Source organism: Methylocystis sp. SB2, from assembly GCF_049817085.1.
Lineage (GTDB): Bacteria > Pseudomonadota > Alphaproteobacteria > Rhizobiales > Beijerinckiaceae > Methylocystis > Methylocystis rosea.
The window spans coordinates 1,977,746-1,993,276 of the sequence record NZ_CP187401.1 but is presented as its reverse complement, the minus strand read 5'-3'; the positions used below and the strand labels follow the sequence as shown (position 1 = coordinate 1,993,276).

Genomic DNA, 15,531 nt, shown 5'->3' with positions numbered 1-15,531 from the left:
CTCTCTCAATTAGGCGCGCGCTCAGTGAGCGCCGCGCTGGAGGTCTCGTGCAGCCACAATTGCATCGGCTCGGCGATGTTTTTGAGCGCGTGCCGCCGCGCCACGAAGTCCTTGCGTATATTGCCGCGCGTCATCGCGTGCGCCACATCCGAAATCATCACCGAACCGGCCGGCGCGGCTTCCTGTATGCGTGCGGCGAGCGCCACGACTTCGCCGAAGCGGTCTCCGTTCCGAACGATCACGTCGCCCACCGCCACGCCAATGCGCAACTGCAGCGTTTGCGCGTGCCCATGCGCGGTCGCATAGGCGCGCGTTTCCGTCTGGCATTCTACGGCCCATTCGATCGCGTTGTGCACGCTGGCGAAATCGATCAGCGCGCCGTCGCCGAGCATCTTGAAGAGACTTCCGGAGCGGCGAGGAAGCGATTGCGTGACGACGTCACGAAAAAACCGATCGATGAGCGCCAATCCGTTATGCTCGTCGTATTGAATCAAGCGCGTGTAGCCGACGACGTCGATCGACGCGATCGCCGCCAGCCTTTTGCCGGCGAGGGCGGCGCGCGCCATCTTTCTCCGCCGCAGCAGGCCGCGGATACGCGCCAGCATTTCGCGCATGTGATACGGCTTGGTGACATAGTCGTCGGCACCCGATTCGAGCCCGACGATGCGGTCGATCGCCGAATTGACCGCTGTTGCGAAGATGATGCCTGTCGAGCCGCGCGCATTCAGCCATCTTGCAAGCGACAACCCGTCTTCGCCCGGCATGTTGATGTCAAGAATGGCGAGATCGATCGCCTCGAACTCCACCATGGCGCGGAATTCCGCAGCGCTCGGCGCCGCGAGAACGCGATAGCCGTTCGTCGATAGAAACTCGGCGAGCAGGTCACGCAAGTCCTGTTCGTCTTCGGCAATCGCGATGGTCTCGAGCATCGGCCGATCTGTCTCGTCGAGAGAGTGCTTTGATTTAGCGCAATATAGATCGCGCGAATCGCCGCTGTAAAATGTGCGGCTCCACACCGCTCCGGTTGATCTCGCGCCAGCTTCGTTTAGTCTCAATGTCATGCGCGCCGACGTTCCGGAAAATGCTAACGCCCTCATGGCCTTGCTCGACTGGTACGTTCAAAGCGGCGTCGATCTCGCGCTCGACGAGGCGCCGCATGACCGCTATGCGGACAGCGCGCGCACGGCGGTTGCGCAGCGTCCCCAGGCGACGGACACAAGAGCGCCGACGATCCCGTTACAGCCACAGGATGACGAACGCCCGCGCCGCGCCGCGGCCCCGATCGCCGCGCCGGATGAAGCCATTCGCGCCGCGGAGCAGGAGGCGTCCAGCGCGCGCGATCTTGACGAACTCGCCGCGCGTCTCGCCGATTTTCCGCACGCGCCCTTTCGCGACATGGCGCAGCATTTTCTGTTCGGCGCCGGCGCGCCTGCAGCGCGTCTCATCGCCTTCGACGCCGCGCCGGGCGTGACGGAAGAAACAAGCGGCGAGGCGTTCAGCGGGCTTTCGGCGAAACTCCTCGACAATATGCTGGCGGCGATCGGCTTCGATCGCTCCAGCGCCTCTCTCGCCTATGTCTCGCCCTGGCGCCCGCCTGGCGATCGCGCGCTATCCCCGCATGAAGCGGCGATCTTCGCGCCATTCGCGCGACGCCGGGTCGAATTGGCGCGGCCGGACATTCTGCTGATTTTTGGCGAAGCGCCGGCGCGGATCATGCTCACGACGAACGAGCCAGTGGGAAAGCTGCGCGGCAAGGCGTTTGAAGCGCGCTGCGGCGCGCATGTCGCGCGCGCCTTCGTCTTTTCCAGTCTCGAGGCGATGCTGAAAAGCGCGGCGTTGAAGCCCGCCGCCTGGCGCGATCTGCGACGGGTCGCGGCGGCGCTGGAATCGGCGTCAAACGGCGCGCAGCTTTGACATTTCGCGCGTCATGCCCGCGCTTGTCGCGGGCATCCACGTCGTCATCGCGCGTCTTTGCGTGGATGGCCGGGACAAGCCCGGCCATGACGCGCGCGAGAGACGACGGCGTATCTTACTCCGCCGCTTCGCCCTTCGCGCCGCCGCCAAAGCGGCGCACGATGTAATCGTCGACGATGCGGGTGAACTCCTCGGCGATGCCCTCGCCGCGCAGCGTCATCGCCTTCTTGCCGTCGATGAAGACGGGCGCGGCGGGAGTCTCCCCCGTGCCGGGCAGCGAAATGCCGATGTCGGCGTGTTTCGACTCGCCGGGACCGTTCACGATACAGCCCATCACCGCCACATTGAGCGTCTCGACGCCTGGATATTGCGCGCGCCAAGCGGCCATCCGCTCGCGGATATGCGCCTGGATGTCGCGCGCGAGTTCCTGAAACACGGTCGAAGTGGTGCGCCCGCACCCGGGGCAGGCCGCGACGAGCGGCACGAAGGTGCGAAAGCCCATGGTCTGCAGAATTTCCTGGGCGACGCGCACTTCGAGCGCGCGGTCGCCGCCGGGCTCCGGCGTCAACGACACGCGGATCGTGTCGCCGATGCCGTCCTGCAGCAGCACGCCGAGCGCGGCCGATGACGCGACGACGCCCTTCGAGCCCATGCCGGCCTCGGTGAGGCCAAGATGCAGCGCATAGTCGCTGCGCGCCGCCAGCATGCGATAGACGGCGATGAGGTCCTGCACCGCCGAGACTTTGGCGGAAATGACGATGCGGTTTTTCGGCAGGCCGATCTCCTCGGCGCGGCGCGCCGACATCAGCGCCGAGCGGACCAGCGCCTCGCGGGTCACCGCGCGCGCGTCGAGCGGCCGGTCGGAAGCGGCGTTGACGTCCATCAGATAGGTGAGCAGCTCCTGATCGAGCGAGCCCCAATTGGCGCCGATGCGGACGGCCTTGCCGTGCTTGGCGGCAAGTTCGACGATCGAGGCGAACTGCTTGTCCTTCTTTTCCTTGAACCCGACATTGCCCGGATTGATGCGGTATTTGGCGAGCGCCTCGCCGCAGGCGGGATGATCGGCGAGCAGCTTGTGGCCGATGTAATGGAAATCGCCGACGAGCGGGACGTGGCATCCCTTCTGCGCGAGCTTCTCGAAAATATGCGGCACGGCCGCCGCCGCCTCGTCGCGGTCGACAGTGATGCGCACCAGTTCCGAGCCCTGCTGCGCCAGCGCCAGAACCTGCGTGACGGTCGACTCGACGTCCGCGGTGTCGGTGTTGGTCATGGACTGGACGACGACGGGCGCGCCGCCGCCGACGATCACGGCGGCGGGGCCAGCGCCAACAGCCACCGCGCATGTGCGCCGGCGGGGCGCCGGTTCGGCGACGACCGGGTCGGGCAGACGGGTCTCTGATGCAGCTTCGTTCATGGACGTCGTTTCGGCGGTCGTTGCGGACGCCGATAGGTCGCCCGTAACGGCCGCAAGGTCAAGCGTCGGGCGCCGTGTCCATTAGCCGTTTGGCTGGGGGGCAGGCGTCATCCAGGCGACGAAGGCGCCGCCCGGCTGTTGCAGCACCGCCATGCGGCCGACGCCGGGGATCTCGAAGGCGTCCTTGCAGATCGTCGCGCCGGCGGCCTTGGCCTTCGCCAGGCGGGCGTCCACGTCATCGACGCCGATATAGGTCAGCCAATGTTCTGGAACGCCCTCGAACTCCGGGCCCTTCATCTCGAACATGCCGCCGACCCGCGCGCCCTGCGAACTGATGATCCAGTATGTGACGCCGCCCATAGGCATTCCCTCGAAGCTCCAGCCGAGAGTTTGGCTGTAGAACTTCTTCGCCCGCTCGACGTCGTGGACGTTGAGCTCGTTCCAGCAGACCGCCCCGTGCTTCGGTGCCGCGCCGCGATCATTGGCGTTGGACATAGCCCCTCCTCTTTCAGCTCAACATCGATCCGTTCCAAAGCGACTGCCTATTTCGGCAGCAGGCCGAGCCGGCGCGCCGTCAGCCAGTCGACGAGCCGCGTCGGCAATAGGCTGCGCAGCGTGTAGTCCGTAAAGCGATTTTTTACGACCGGGATGCGGATGGGCGGGCGCGGCGCCGTCAGCGCCCGCAACACGGCGCGTGCGACGACCTCGGGACCGGGCGCGCGGCGGCCTGCCTCGATAAGCCATTTCAGCATCCTCCGGCCTGGGGCGGCATAGGCCGTGCCCTCGAACAGAGCGAGATTGGTCTCTTCGGCCTTGTCCCAGATCGGCGTCGCGATCATCCCCGGCTCGATCAGGACGACGTCGACCCCATAGACCATCAGCTCGCGCCGCAGCGCGTCCGACATGCCCTCGAACCCGAATTTCGAGGTGGCGTAGGCGCCGAGAAAAGGCGCAGCGAAGCGCCCGGCGACCGAACTCATATTGACGACGCGGCCGGGCGCGCCGCGCCGCTGCGCGCCAGCGCCGAGCAGGGGCGCAAATGCCTGGATGATTCGAAGCTGGGCGATCAGATTGACCTCGATCTGGCGCCGAAAGTCGTCGATCGGCAGATGCAGCAGCGGGCCGGAGACGGCGACGCCGGCGTTATTGACGAGGCCCGCGAGCGTTTCGCCATCGAGGCGCGCCTCAACGTGGCGCGCGGCGGCCGCGATGGATTCGGCGTCGGTCACGTCGAAGAGAAGCGGAATGACGGACGCGCCATGTCGAGCTGTGAGCGCGGCGGCGTCAGAGTCCTTGCGAACCGATGCGAACACCAGAAACCCCTTCTCGACCAATAGGCTGACGCAGGCCGCGCCGATCCCGGTCGAGGCGCCCGTCACGACGACGGCCTTCATACGCGTTCTCCCAATGTCGCGAGGAGGTTCGCGAGCGCCACGCGCGTTTCGCCGTCGGCCCGGCCGTCGACCTGCGCGCGGCGGAAGTGGCGCTGGAACGCCTCGACCGCCAGAACGGTCTGGGCGTCATAGACGCCAGTTTGCTCGACGCGATAGCCGTAGGCGGCGAGGTCGCGCTGAAGCGAGGCAACCTTGGCGCCCGCGTCGCCGAGCGAGACCGTCGTCGCGCCGGCGCCGAGATTCTCATCGGCGACCCGCCCGACGCCGAGGCGGGCAAGCGCCTCCCAGGGAAAGAACTCGCCGGGGTCCCGTTTGCGGCCAGGGGCAATGTCGGAATGCGCCAGCACGCGTTCGGGCGGTATCGCATGGCGCCGGCAAATGTCCTTGGCGAGCGCCGCCGTCGCCTCGATCTGGACCGCCGGATAGTGTCTCGGATCGTCGTGGCCGGGATGAACGATTTCGATTCCGATTGAGGCGGAGTTCATGTCCGTCTCGCCGGCCCAGAAGCTTATCCCGGCATGCCAGGAGCGCCGCGACTCCGGCACGAGCTGCAGCACGCGGCCGTCCTCCTCGACGACATAATGCGCCGAGACCTGAGAGCGGAGGCTGCAGAGCAGGGCGAGAGCCGATTCGCCCGTCGGCATTCCCGTGTAATGAAGCACCAGCGACGAGATCGGCCGCAGGCGCTCGCCGTGATTAGGCGAGGGGCACACGCTCGCGCCAAGGTGGTCGGGCTCGAAAAAGCCCTCGCGCTCACGCCAGGGTTGCGTCGCCGACAGCCAGTCCCGCGCGCGCGCCTCCGGATCGGCGCTGCGCAAAATGTCGGTGACGACGCAGGCGCTGTCCGCCCCCGCGGCAAGCGCGGCGATGGCGCGTTCGGGGGTCAGTCCGCCGATGGCGACAAGAGGCGTCTCGCCGATCTGCGCCTTCCAGGCGCCCAGCCGGGCGAGGCCCTGCGGCGCAAAGGCCATTTGTTTCAGCAGCGTGGGATAGATCGGGCCGAGCGCGACATAATCAGCGCCCACGGACAGCGCCCGGTCAAGTTCGGTCTGGTCATGCGTCGAAACGCCGATCCTGACGCCGGCGCGGCGCAGCGCCGGGATGTCCGCCGCGTCGAGATCGCTCTGTCCGAGATGGACGAAGTCGCAGCCTTCCTCGATCGCGAGCCGCCAGTAGTCGTTGACGACGAGCTGCGCGCCATGTCGCGCGCACACCCCCCGCGCGGTCGCGATCTGCGCGCGGAGGTCAGGCTCAGCGCGATCCTTCACCCGCAGCTGCACGAGCTTAACCCCTTGGGGCAGCAGGCGGGAAAGCCAGTCGGCGTCGTCGACGATGAGATAGAACGGATCGAGCCTCAGCGCCGCCACCCGCTACGCCAGTCTGTCGAAGGGACGGCCGATGATCGGCGTCGAAGGTTCCGCCATATCGCGCGGGGTCATCGGCTGCGCGCGAAAGCCGGCGCGGCCGGCTTCGATCGCGAGGGCGAAGGCCCGCGCCATCAAGACGGGGTCGCCGGCGCGGGAAACGGCGGTGTTGAGCAGCACGGCGTCGTAGCCCATCTCCATCACCAGCGCGGCGTGGGACGGCGCGCCAAGCCCGGCGTCGACGATGAGCGGGGTGTCGGGAAAATGCGCACGCAGCGCCCGCAAGGCGAAAGCATCATTGACCCCCCGCCCGGAGCCGATCGGCGACGCCCAGGGCATCAGGACGCGGCAGCCGGCGTCGAGCAGTTTTTCCGCCACGACGAGATCGTCGGTCGTGTAGGGAAAAACCTTGAAGCCGTCGTCCGAGAGCGCGCGCGCCGCCTCGACCAGCCCGAAGACGTCAGGCTGTAGCGTGTCCTCTTCGCCGATCACTTCGAGCTTGATCCAGTCGGTCGCGAAGACTTCCCGCGCCATTTGCGCGGTTGCGATCGCCTCTTTGGCGGTGCGGCAGCCGGCGGTGTTGGGGAGCACGCGCACGCCGACGTCGCGAATCAGGCTCCAGAAGGCCTCGCCCGCGCGCGCCCCGCCGGCTTCGCGCCTCAGCGAGACGGTGACGATCTCGCAGCCCGACGCGCGAATTGCTTCCGCCAGGATCGCCGGCGAGGGATAGCGGGCGGTGCCGAGCAGCAGCCGCGAGGACAGCGCGACGTCGTAAAGCGTCACCGGGTCATTATGCATCACACTCGCTCACCCGCCCTGTCTCGGCGTCACGATCTCGACGGCGTCGCCTTCACGAAGCCGCGTCTCGGCGCGGTCCCTGGCGCGCACGAATTCCTGGTTCAAAGCGGTGCCGACGGTCTTTTCATCATACCCCAGTTCGTCCAGCAACATTTGCAACGTCGTCGCGCTCACATCCTGCGGCCGCCCGTTGATCTGAATCAGCATCCATCACCTCTGGGAAATACGCGTCGTTTACGACGACCTCAGCCGCGCGGCGCGCCAGCGCCGGCGCAAGCAGGAACCCGTGGCGGTATAGTCCATTGATATAGAGTGTGTGACCCCGCTTCAAAAGACGGGGCAGATTGTTGGCGAAGGCGGGACGGAGGTCCGAGCCGGTCTCGACAATTTCGGCCTCGGCGAAGGCCGGGTGGACCGCAAAGGCGGAGTTGACGAGTTCGACGACCGACCGCGCGGTGACCCGCGCGCGCTCCTCATTTTCGATCATGGTGGCGCCGACCATGAACAGCCCCTCGCCGCGCGGAACGACATAAACTGGCCGGCGCGGATGCAGCATGCGCACCGGACGCGCCAGGGAAATTTCGTCGCTGCGCAGAATCAGCATTTCGCCCTTCACGCCGCGCAGGCCGGGAAGCGCGTCGCGCGCCGCAAAGCCGCGGCAGTCGATGATCCAATCGGGGATCGTCGCCAGTGCAGCGGCGTCCTGCTGAACATGCAGCATCACATTCGGCGTTTGCGCGAGGCGCCCGGTCAACGCACGGAGCGCCGCGCCGGGATCGAGATGCGCTTCTTGTCGAAAAAACAACGCTGCGTCGAAGCGGCCGGCGAGATCTGGCTCTAGCGCCGCGATATCCTTTGCGTCCAGCGAATCGAAATTGCGCGTGCGCCGGGCGAAGTCGGCGAGTTCGGCGCGCTCGCGGGCGGGCGCCACGACAAGACTGCCGGCGATTGTCGCGATTCCAAGCTCGCGCGACCAGAAGTCGAGCGCCTCTTCGCCGAGCGTGGCGACCAGGGGCTCGGCGCTTTCCAGTTCGCACCAGGGCGCGATCATGCCGCCGGCGAAACGCGAGCAGCCGAGGCCCGGCGCAGACTCGCGCTCGACGATCTCCACCTCCACGCCTTTTCGCGCGAGCGCATAGGCGGCGCAGAGTCCGGCGACGCCGGCGCCGATCACGCGCGCGAGCATGAGCGCGGCCTTTTGGGAAATCTCGCTGACACCATCCCTCCGCCAGTCTCAACTGGATCAGGTTCGAAGGGTCGCCGCCCCCGCGTTTCGCGCGTCATGCGGCCTCTCAGCCCTGTGGCGGCGTGATTGACGCGCCGCCGGGCGGGCTCCCCCGGCGGACATAGGCTGGCGCGAAGCGCAGAGGCAGTCAAGCGCCGCGCCCGGCTCCTTTATTCGCCCGCAGGCGCCGGGACTTGCCAGATGTCAACCGATGGCTCAGTTTGCGCAAAGAAAAGCGCGCTAAAAAAGCGCAGCATACCGGGAGAAAATCATGAGATTCATCAGCAAAACGGCCAGCGTCCCCAGGACGTTGGCCGGCGCCGTGCTCTGTGGCCTGCTCGCCTGCGCGATTTCAGCGGCGCCGGCTGACGCGGCGCAGCTCGGCGAAATTTTTCCCATTCCGAATTCGCTGAGCCTCAGCGGGGTTCCGCGCGACTCGCTCCTGAAGATTCAGTCGAAATGGCTGCGGAACGGCCTCGACAATCTCAAGAAGGCGCGCGCTGAAGCCGAAGCGGCGCTTGAAAAAGCGAAGGCGGACGCTCCGGACAAGGTCGCCGCGGCGGAGGAGAAGGTCAAAAAGCTCGATGCGATGACCGCCGAAACTCAAGAAGAACTCGCGCTGTCGGAGAACAATGATTCGTCGCATGACATTCAACAAGCGCGCAAACGCAACTTGCTGCTCGCGCTCAATCAGTGGATCAATGAGCTCAACCGCCTCGCCACAGAGCAGATGAAGATCGCGATTATGAAGGATGGCGCCGAGGCCATGGCGGCGCAAAACCAAAATTATCAATTGTCGGAACAGGCGGACAATCTCGAAAAAGCCAAGCGCGACCCGAGTTTCGAAGATTGGGGCGTGACCAAGTAATCTCAAGCGGGCGATGGGGGTCAGGCTCATTGACCGACGGCGCCGTCGATGAGTCGAGGAGAGTGGCGGCTGTCCGGCGAGCTTTCCAATGACCCCCACCATTACCGCCTTTGAACGGTCGCCCGATGGCGGCAAGGGACTGGCGCGCGACATGCGCGTTCGCTGGGCGCTCGAAGAAGTTGGCCTAGCCTACGACGTTCGGCTTCTTTCATTCGAAGCGATGAAGGAGCCCCCGCATCTCGCGCTTCATCCTTTCGGGCAGATTCCGACCTTTGAAGAAGGCGATCTCGCCCTATTCGAGTCGGGGGCGATCGTGTTCCACATCGCGGAGCGCCATGCTGGCCTGCTGCCAGACGATGCGAACGCCAGGGCGCGCGCGATCACATGGATGTTTGCGGCGCTCAGCACGATCGAGCCGCCAATCATTGATCTTGCGTTCGCAAAGCTTCTGGAGCGCGACGAGGCCTGGTACGAGCAGCGTCTGCCTCTCGTCGAGGAACGCGTCCGTAGACGGCTGAGTGAACTTTCCCTTCGCCTTGGCGACGCCGAATGGCTCGATGGTCCATTCAGCGCCGGCGACCTGATGATGGTGTCGGTGCTGCTCAGGTTGAAAGCGTCGGGTCTCCTGGACCAATATCCGAACCTCTCCGACTATGTCGCCCGCGGCGAAGCGCGGCCCGCATATAAGCGTGCTTTCGAGGCTCAACTGGCGGTTTTCACCGCCGCAGCATCCAGGACCTAGAGACCATCGTCCGGCGACGCGGCCGGCGGCGACAGTTCGCCATTGAGCTTCACGATCCGACGCGTCGCGTCGCCTAGCGCCTTGGCGGCGAGCGCCGACGCCGCATCGTTCGCCTTGCGCGCGGCGTCGAGTTCGGCGCGCAGCGCAGCGAACTCGGCTTCCGTCGCCTGCGCTTTGGCGCGTGCGTCCGTCGCCTCGTCGGCGATTGCGAGCGCGGCCATCACGATAATGCGCTGCTCGCCGATTTCGCCGAAGCTTTCGCGCATCGACTCGATCTTGCTTTCCACGTAACGCGCGAGTTCTTCGATCCGCTGCTCCTCGCCCGCCTCACAAGACATGCGATAGGTGCGACCGGCGATGGCGACGACGACGGCGGCCATGTCAATCCTCTTGGGTCGAGGCGACGCCCGCCGCGCCGAGCGCCGCGGCGACGCCTTCGCTGGCGGCTTCGAGCCTTCGCAGCACCTCGTCGCGGCTCTTCTCCAGGGTGTTCTGCCGCGCAAGCGCGGCGTCGAGATCGAGGGCGAGGCGCGACCGATCGTCTTGCATGACGGCGAGTTCTTCTTCGAGTTCGGCGCTGGACAGCTCGTCTTCGAGCTTTGCGGCGACAGTGCGCTCCAGCTGAGCGAGCGCCGCCTGCAGCTCTGCGACGGCGGCCTCGAGCCTCTTGGCGTTTTCTTCGTCGCGCTTATCTGATTGGTTCATCGCCGGTCGCAGAATGTGCATGGCTTTGCGGCCCGGCGACCGCGCCGAACGATTCGCTTGCCAGCCTGTTCCTAGCATGAATCGCGCAAATCGAAACCGCGCCAATTGGCGCGACCTCGGCGCGTTGACAGGGGGGCGCGAGGTGCTATCACACGCTCGCCTCCAGAGCCCACAGGCTCGATGGCGAGGGCCGCGGAGTTCCGGCGGCGCAAGGAGATTTTCCAAATGACCGTGAGAGTGGCGATCAACGGATTCGGGCGCATCGGCCGCAACATCCTGCGCTATATCATCGAGACCGGACGCACGGACCTCGAAGTCGTCGCCATCAACGATCTCGGCCCGGTCGAGACCAATGCGCATCTGTTGCGATATGATTCAGTGCACGGCCGCTTCCCGCATGAGGTGAAAGTCGCCGGAAACACGATCGACGTCGGCCGCGGCCCCATCCAGGTGACCGCCATCAAAAATCCGGCCGAGCTTCCCTACAAGGACCTCAAGATCGACATCGCGCTGGAATGCACCGGGCTTTTCACCGCGCGCGACAAGGCCAAATTGCTGCTCGACGCGGGCGCGAAGCGCGTATTGGTTTCAGCGCCCGCCGAAGGCGCCGACATTACGGTCGTCTACGGCGTCAATCACGACAAGATCACCAAGGATCATCTCGTGATCTCCAACGCGTCCTGCACGACGAACTGTCTCGCGCCGGTCGCCAAGGTGCTGCACGAGGCGATCGGCATCGAGAAGGGGATCATGACGACGATCCACTCCTATACCGGCGATCAGCCGACGCTCGACACGATGCATAAGGATCTCTACCGCGCTCGCGCGGCGGCGCTGTCGATGATCCCGACCTCGACGGGCGCGGCGAAGGCCGTCGGACTCGTGCTGCCGGAGCTGAACGGCAAGCTCGACGGCTACGCCATTCGCGTGCCGACGCCCAACGTCTCTGCGGTCGATCTGAAGTTTGTCGCCAAGCGGGCGACGACGAAGGACGAGGTGCACGCCGCGATCAAGGCCGCCGCCGACGGCCCGCTCAAGGGCGTGCTCGGCTACACGGACGAAAAGCTCGTATCGATCGACTTCAACCACAATCCACTCTCGTCCTGCTTCCATCTCGACCAGACCAAGGTCCTCGACGGCAATCTCGTGTCGATCCTGTCCTGGTACGACAATGAATGGGGCTTCTCCGGCCGCATGACCGATGTCGCGACCGTGATCGGCAAGCTTCTGTAAGCATCGTCCCACCACGCCGGCGCGGACCTTCGGGTCCGCGTTTGCCTTTTCAAGCCGCGATTGGACGCTGACATGGCCGCTTTCCATACTCTCGACGACGTCGACGTCAAAGGAAAGCGCGTGTTGCTGCGCGTCGATCTCAATGTGCCGATGGAGGATGGGCGCGTCACCGACGCGACGCGCATCGAGCGTGCGCTGCCGACGATCAACGAGATCGTGGAAAAAGGCGGCAGGGTCATTCTGCTTTCGCATTTTGGCCGGCCGAAGGGCCAGCGCGTCGATGCGGAGTCGCTGCGCCAGGTCATCCCGACGCTCGAACATGTTCTCAAACGCAAGATCGCCTTCGCCGACGACTGCGTGGGCGACGCTGCGGCGACCATCGTCGACGTGCTCAAGGACGGCGACGTCGCCTTGCTTGAGAACACGCGCTTCCACAAGGGCGAAGAAAAGAACGCCGACGACTTCATCGACGCGCTCGCCAAGAGCGGCGATATCTTCGTCAGCGACGCCTTTTCGGCTGCGCATCGCGCGCACGCCTCGACCGAAGGAATAGCGCACAGACTGCCCGCTTACGCCGGCCGCGCCATGCAGGCGGAACTCGAAGCGCTCGAATCGGCGCTCGCCAATCCGCAGCGGCCGGTCATGGCGATCGTCGGCGGCGCGAAAGTGTCGACGAAGCTCGAACTCCTGGGCAATCTCGTCGCAAAGGTCGAATATCTCGTCATCGGCGGCGGCATGGCGAACACTTTCCTTGCGGCGCAGGGAAAGGCTGTCGGCAAATCGCTGTGCGAACATGATCTCGCCGGGGCCGCGCGGGAAATCCTCGTCAAAGCAGAGAAAGCCGGCTGCGACGTCGTGCTGCCGATGGACGCCATTGTCGCGCAAAAATTCGAGGCGCATGCGCCGTCGCATATCGTTTCGGTCGATCATGTCGGCGAAAACGACATGATCCTCGACGTCGGGCCGAAATCGATCGCCCATATCGAGTCGCTGCTCGCCAATTGCAAGACGCTGGTGTGGAACGGCCCGTTCGGCGCGTTCGAACTGCCGCCCTTCGACGAAGGCACCAACGCCGTCGCGCAGACCGCGGCGCGGCTCACCGTCGAGGGCAGGCTGCTGTCGATCGCCGGCGGCGGCGACACCGTGGCGGCGCTCAACCAGGCGCATGTCGCGCAGGAATTTTCCTATGTGTCGACGGCCGGCGGCGCCTTTCTCGAATGGCTAGAAGGAAAGACGCTGCCGGGCGTCGCGGCGCTCATGCAATCTTCACAGCGCTGAAACGGCGACTGCTTGGTCGGCGTTCTTAGGAGGAGCGCCTAGAGATGGGCGAGCGTCGCTTCGGCCGTCGAAACCGTCGCTTCGCTCGAATTCTCCTCGACATTGATCCATTTCACGACGCCGTCGTCGATCAGCGCCGAATAGCGCTTGCCGCGCACGCCAAGTCCGGGCGCGGTGAGATCGAGTTCGAGTCCAAGCGCTTTGGCGAAGGCCGCCGAACCGTCGGCGAGCGCGTCGATCTTGTCGCCGCCGCCCGACTCCTTCACCCAGGCGTCGAGCGCGAAAATGTCATTGACCGCCGTGACCGCCACCGCGTCCACGCCTTTTGATTTGATTTCATCCGCCTTGGCGATGAAGCCGGGCAGATGTTTCTTGTGGCAGGTCGGCGTATAGGCGCCGGGAACGCTGAAGAGCGCCACCCTGCGTCCCGCAAAATAGTCCTTCGTGGCGACCGGCTCCGGTCCATTCTTGCCCATGACGGTCAGCTTCACGTCGGGGAGTCGGTCTCCAGCTTTAATGGTCATGCACGATCTCTCTCTGATTTAGGGTAAGGCCCAGACTAGATAGCGCGCTTCCCGGCTTTGTGTCGCGTGCGCGGCGCGACTTGCTTGCAGCGCACTTGTGAGCTTCGCCGAGGCGAGGCAACATGCGCAAGTCGCCAGCGCAGACGATTCGCCTCTGGAGGACGGGCTAATGTCGGATTCTTCGAATGGAGGCGGCGGCGAGACCCCGCCTTCCGCATGGGTGTGGAGCCAGTATCGCGCCGTGTCTCCTGATTCGTCTGATTCACCAGCTCGACGCGCGCCGGTCCTCACAAAGAGGAGCGTGCAAACGCCGCCGCCGCGACCCGCATCCGATCCGCCGCCGCCACGACGCTCCGGCGGGGGAGGGGGAGGGATCGCCTTCCTGGTGGCGCTCGCGATTTTAACGCTCGCCGCCGCGACATGGTGGTTCGCCGCCTCGCGGTCGCCGCCTCCGGCCGCTCCCGATGCGCAGCCCGTCGAAGAGAGCGGCGCGCCAGGCGCCCCGGCGCCCGAAGGGGAGGCCACGCCGCCGCCTGAATCGGCTGCGCCGTCTTCACCGCAGGAGGCCGCCCCATCGGCCCCGCCGCCTGCGCCAGTTGCGACGCCGGTTGAGCAGAGGGCGACGCCGAGCGCAACGACGGCGCCCGGCGCGAAGCGGAAAAAACCGAAGAAAAAGCCTCGCTAGAGCGCTTCCCGATCACATGGAATCATGTGATCGATAAGGAATCGCTCAATCAGTGTTGGAGCAGGTTCTCATCGAAAAGTCTGTCAACTTTTTTGGAACCTGCTCTAGGAGCGCGGCTTAGGTCCGCCAGGGATGCTCGGGAAGGTCGCAAACGCCGAGCGTGTCGACGCCCGCCTGCGCGACCGCATGATCATTCTCCACGGCCGAACCGCTGACGCCGATGGCGCCGATCATCACGCCGTCGGCGTCGACGATGGGGAGTCCGCCGGGAAAGGTGATGAGCCCGTCATTCGAGTGCTCGATGCCGTAGAGCGGTCCGCCCGGTTGCGACAGCTTGCCGATCTGTCCGGTCGGCATGCCGAAGAAGACGGCCGTCTTCGCCTTTTTCATCGCAATGTCGATGCTGCCGACCCAGGCGTCGTCCATCCGCTCGAACGCCTTTAAAACGCCGCCGGAATCCACGACGGCGATGCACATCTGAGTGCCGAGCTCGATGGCCTTGCGGCGCGCCGCGGCGATCGCTTTGTCCGCCTGTTCAATCGAAACATGCATTCGCCGATCTCCTTTTTTTTAAAAACAGCGGCCTCTGGGGTCGTCGATCGCGAAATTAGAGTGGTCGCGACCCGAGGGATGGCGGCTGCGCGATTAATTCGAAGGCGTCTCGAGCGCGCGGGAAATCAGCGCCTTGGCGTCCGCGCTGTCCCAGGCGGCGGGACCATTCATCAGCCCGATCTGGCAGCCGTCAGCGCCGATCAGCGCCGTGGTGGGGAGACCCAGGGCTTTGCCTGACTGCTTCATCTCATAGAAGATGTTGGCCTTTGGATCGCCATAATAGGTCAGCGACTTGACGCCGGTCTCAGCGAGAAACGCCTTCGCCCTTTCAAGGCGGGTCGTATCAACATTGACGGCGACGACTTGAAAGTTCTGTCCGGCGAATGCCTCTTGCAGCCTGTCGAGCGCCGGCATCTCGGCGCGGCAGGGCACGCACCAGGTCGCCCAAATATTGAGGAGCGTCGTCTTGCCCTTGAAAGAGGCGAGCGAAACCGGGGCGCCGTCGGGCCCGTCAAATGCGTAGTCCGGCATCGGCTCCGGCTTCGGCGCGATGATCATCGCCGCGACCTCGCCTTTCGCGAGATCTTTGAGAGCGGCGGCGATCTTGGCCGACGTCGCGCAGGCCGCGCTAACGTCGGGCGCCGGAGCGGCGCTCTGATCGGCCGTGCCTGCGGGAGCGCCTTCATCCACGGCGCGTTCAGGCGGTTTCTTGCCGCCCATGCTGCCGATCACGTATAGAAACGCCACGCTTGCCGCGATGGTTATCGAGGCCGCCTTCACGACAAGTAGGAAAGATCGCGGGGGCGGTGGCGGTTTGGCCATGAGGCGTGGGCTC

General features: G+C 65.3%; 18 protein-coding genes. 5 read left to right on the top strand and 13 right to left on the bottom strand.

Annotated features, from left to right (window positions below; genetic code table 11):
* Positions 1 to 5: 5 nt before the first annotated feature.
* The gene (locus ACPS74_RS09770) at positions 6 to 929 is read right to left on the bottom strand and encodes a response regulator (RefSeq protein WP_162231966.1); all 924 of its coding nucleotides are present in this window, start codon (positions 927 to 929) and stop codon (positions 6 to 8) included.
* 166 nt (positions 930 to 1,095) lie between these two features.
* On the opposite strand from ACPS74_RS09770, the gene ACPS74_RS09765 reads away from it, so the two are divergent.
* A complete protein-coding gene (locus tag ACPS74_RS09765) occupies positions 1,096 to 1,914 on the top strand; it encodes a uracil-DNA glycosylase (RefSeq protein WP_244471410.1) in 819 nt (272 codons plus the stop codon).
* Between the two features lie 115 nt (positions 1,915 to 2,029).
* Here ACPS74_RS09765 and ispG read toward each other — a convergent pair whose 3' ends face one another.
* From ispG to ACPS74_RS09730, 7 genes are all read right to left on the bottom strand, one after another.
* Positions 2,030 to 3,328 (bottom strand): flavodoxin-dependent (E)-4-hydroxy-3-methylbut-2-enyl-diphosphate synthase, encoded by a 1,299-nt coding sequence (ispG, locus tag ACPS74_RS09760; RefSeq protein ID WP_029649432.1) that lies wholly within the window; start codon positions 3,326 to 3,328, stop codon positions 2,030 to 2,032.
* Positions 3,329 to 3,409: 81 nt separating this feature from the next.
* Entirely contained in the window at positions 3,410 to 3,823 is a 414-nt protein-coding gene (locus ACPS74_RS09755; RefSeq protein WP_029649430.1) for a VOC family protein, read from the bottom strand.
* Positions 3,824 to 3,870: 47 nt separating this feature from the next.
* Positions 3,871 to 4,722 carry an SDR family oxidoreductase gene (locus ACPS74_RS09750; protein ID WP_029649428.1) on the bottom strand — a complete coding sequence of 284 codons (852 nt, stop codon included), beginning with the start codon at positions 4,720 to 4,722 and terminating at the stop codon, positions 3,871 to 3,873.
* Positions 4,719 to 6,089 carry a thiamine phosphate synthase gene (locus ACPS74_RS09745; protein WP_029649426.1) on the bottom strand — a complete coding sequence of 457 codons (1,371 nt, stop codon included), beginning with the start codon at positions 6,087 to 6,089 and terminating at the stop codon, positions 4,719 to 4,721. Before ACPS74_RS09745 ends, ACPS74_RS09750 begins: the two co-directional genes overlap by 4 nt.
* Before the next feature lie 3 nt (positions 6,090 to 6,092).
* Complete coding sequence (locus tag ACPS74_RS09740) at positions 6,093 to 6,884, bottom strand: thiazole synthase (RefSeq protein ID WP_029649424.1); 792 nt, start codon at positions 6,882 to 6,884, stop codon at positions 6,093 to 6,095.
* A 9-nt stretch (positions 6,885 to 6,893) separates the two neighbouring features.
* The gene (gene thiS, locus ACPS74_RS09735) at positions 6,894 to 7,037 is read right to left on the bottom strand and encodes a sulfur carrier protein ThiS (protein WP_332310760.1); all 144 of its coding nucleotides are present in this window, start codon (positions 7,035 to 7,037) and stop codon (positions 6,894 to 6,896) included.
* The gene (locus tag ACPS74_RS09730; RefSeq protein ID WP_029649420.1) at positions 7,012 to 8,070 is read right to left on the bottom strand and encodes an FAD-dependent oxidoreductase; all 1,059 of its coding nucleotides are present in this window, start codon (positions 8,068 to 8,070) and stop codon (positions 7,012 to 7,014) included. Before ACPS74_RS09730 ends, thiS begins: the two co-directional genes overlap by 26 nt.
* A 310-nt stretch (positions 8,071 to 8,380) precedes the next feature.
* On the opposite strand from ACPS74_RS09730, the gene ACPS74_RS09725 reads away from it, so the two are divergent.
* Both ACPS74_RS09725 and ACPS74_RS09720 read left to right on the top strand, forming a co-directional pair.
* The gene (locus ACPS74_RS09725; protein ID WP_029649418.1) at positions 8,381 to 8,977 is read left to right on the top strand and encodes a hypothetical protein; all 597 of its coding nucleotides are present in this window, start codon (positions 8,381 to 8,383) and stop codon (positions 8,975 to 8,977) included.
* 88 nt (positions 8,978 to 9,065) lie between these two features.
* Positions 9,066 to 9,719, top strand: a complete 654-nt coding sequence (locus ACPS74_RS09720) for a glutathione S-transferase family protein (RefSeq protein ID WP_029649416.1) — start codon at positions 9,066 to 9,068, stop codon at positions 9,717 to 9,719.
* On the opposite strand, the gene ACPS74_RS09715 is transcribed toward ACPS74_RS09720, so the two are convergent.
* Positions 9,716 to 10,099: a cell division protein ZapA gene (locus tag ACPS74_RS09715; protein WP_029649414.1), complete on the bottom strand. Its 384-nt coding sequence runs from the start codon at positions 10,097 to 10,099 to the stop codon at positions 9,716 to 9,718. The two genes, ACPS74_RS09720 and ACPS74_RS09715, sit on opposite strands and share 4 nt — an antisense overlap.
* Before the next feature lies 1 nt (position 10,100).
* Entirely contained in the window at positions 10,101 to 10,445 is a 345-nt protein-coding gene (locus tag ACPS74_RS09710) for a DUF4164 family protein (RefSeq protein ID WP_239753707.1), read from the bottom strand.
* A 204-nt stretch (positions 10,446 to 10,649) separates the two neighbouring features.
* Here ACPS74_RS09710 and gap point away from each other — a divergent pair, with 204 nt between their 5' ends.
* Both gap and ACPS74_RS09700 read left to right on the top strand, forming a co-directional pair.
* Entirely contained in the window at positions 10,650 to 11,657 is a 1,008-nt protein-coding gene (gene gap / locus ACPS74_RS09705) for a type I glyceraldehyde-3-phosphate dehydrogenase (protein WP_029649410.1), read from the top strand.
* A gap of 72 nt (positions 11,658 to 11,729) precedes the next feature.
* Positions 11,730 to 12,935, top strand: coding sequence for a phosphoglycerate kinase (locus ACPS74_RS09700; protein WP_029649407.1), 1,206 nt, complete (start codon positions 11,730 to 11,732; stop codon positions 12,933 to 12,935).
* Between the two features lie 38 nt (positions 12,936 to 12,973).
* Here ACPS74_RS09700 and ACPS74_RS09695 read toward each other — a convergent pair whose 3' ends face one another.
* The 3 genes from ACPS74_RS09695 to tlpA form a co-directional block, all read right to left on the bottom strand.
* Positions 12,974 to 13,459 (bottom strand): peroxiredoxin, encoded by a 486-nt coding sequence (locus ACPS74_RS09695; protein WP_029649405.1) that lies wholly within the window; start codon positions 13,457 to 13,459, stop codon positions 12,974 to 12,976.
* Positions 13,460 to 14,261: 802 nt separating this feature from the next.
* Positions 14,262 to 14,696, bottom strand: coding sequence for a GlcG/HbpS family heme-binding protein (locus ACPS74_RS09690; RefSeq protein ID WP_018406311.1), 435 nt, complete (start codon positions 14,694 to 14,696; stop codon positions 14,262 to 14,264).
* Between the two features lie 93 nt (positions 14,697 to 14,789).
* A complete protein-coding gene (tlpA, locus tag ACPS74_RS09685; protein WP_029648160.1) occupies positions 14,790 to 15,518 on the bottom strand; it encodes a thiol:disulfide interchange protein TlpA in 729 nt (242 codons plus the stop codon).
* Between the last annotated feature and the right edge of the window lie 13 nt (positions 15,519 to 15,531).

Bases quoted from the DNA above. Each gene is read 5' to 3' on its own strand.
- ACPS74_RS09750 (WP_029649428.1), bottom strand. From the start codon at position 4,722: ATGAAGGCCGTCGTCGTGACGGGCGCCTCGACCGGGATCGGCGCGGCC.
- ACPS74_RS09700 (WP_029649407.1), top strand. From the start codon at position 11,730: ATGGCCGCTTTCCATACTCTCGACGACGTCGACGTCAAAGGAAAGCGC.
- ACPS74_RS09755 (WP_029649430.1), bottom strand. From the start codon at position 3,823: ATGTCCAACGCCAATGATCGCGGCGCGGCACCGAAGCACGGGGCGGTC.
- ACPS74_RS09730 (WP_029649420.1), bottom strand. From the start codon at position 8,070: ATGCTCGCGCGCGTGATCGGCGCCGGCGTCGCCGGACTCTGCGCCGCC.
- gap (WP_029649410.1), top strand. From the start codon at position 10,650: ATGACCGTGAGAGTGGCGATCAACGGATTCGGGCGCATCGGCCGCAAC.
- thiS (WP_332310760.1), bottom strand. From the start codon at position 7,037: ATGTTGCTGGACGAACTGGGGTATGATGAAAAGACCGTCGGCACCGCT.
- ACPS74_RS09770 (WP_162231966.1), bottom strand. From the start codon at position 929: ATGCTCGAGACCATCGCGATTGCCGAAGACGAACAGGACTTGCGTGAC.
- ACPS74_RS09720 (WP_029649416.1), top strand. From the start codon at position 9,066: ATGACCCCCACCATTACCGCCTTTGAACGGTCGCCCGATGGCGGCAAG.
- ACPS74_RS09765 (WP_244471410.1), top strand. From the start codon at position 1,096: ATGGCCTTGCTCGACTGGTACGTTCAAAGCGGCGTCGATCTCGCGCTC.
- ACPS74_RS09740 (WP_029649424.1), bottom strand. From the start codon at position 6,884: ATGCATAATGACCCGGTGACGCTTTACGACGTCGCGCTGTCCTCGCGG.
- ACPS74_RS09690 (WP_018406311.1), bottom strand. From the start codon at position 14,696: ATGCATGTTTCGATTGAACAGGCGGACAAAGCGATCGCCGCGGCGCGC.
- ACPS74_RS09725 (WP_029649418.1), top strand. From the start codon at position 8,381: ATGAGATTCATCAGCAAAACGGCCAGCGTCCCCAGGACGTTGGCCGGC.
- ACPS74_RS09715 (WP_029649414.1), bottom strand. From the start codon at position 10,099: ATGGCCGCCGTCGTCGTCGCCATCGCCGGTCGCACCTATCGCATGTCT.
- ACPS74_RS09695 (WP_029649405.1), bottom strand. From the start codon at position 13,459: ATGACCATTAAAGCTGGAGACCGACTCCCCGACGTGAAGCTGACCGTC.
- ispG (WP_029649432.1), bottom strand. From the start codon at position 3,328: ATGAACGAAGCTGCATCAGAGACCCGTCTGCCCGACCCGGTCGTCGCC.
- ACPS74_RS09710 (WP_239753707.1), bottom strand. From the start codon at position 10,445: ATGCACATTCTGCGACCGGCGATGAACCAATCAGATAAGCGCGACGAA.
- tlpA (WP_029648160.1), bottom strand. From the start codon at position 15,518: ATGGCCAAACCGCCACCGCCCCCGCGATCTTTCCTACTTGTCGTGAAG.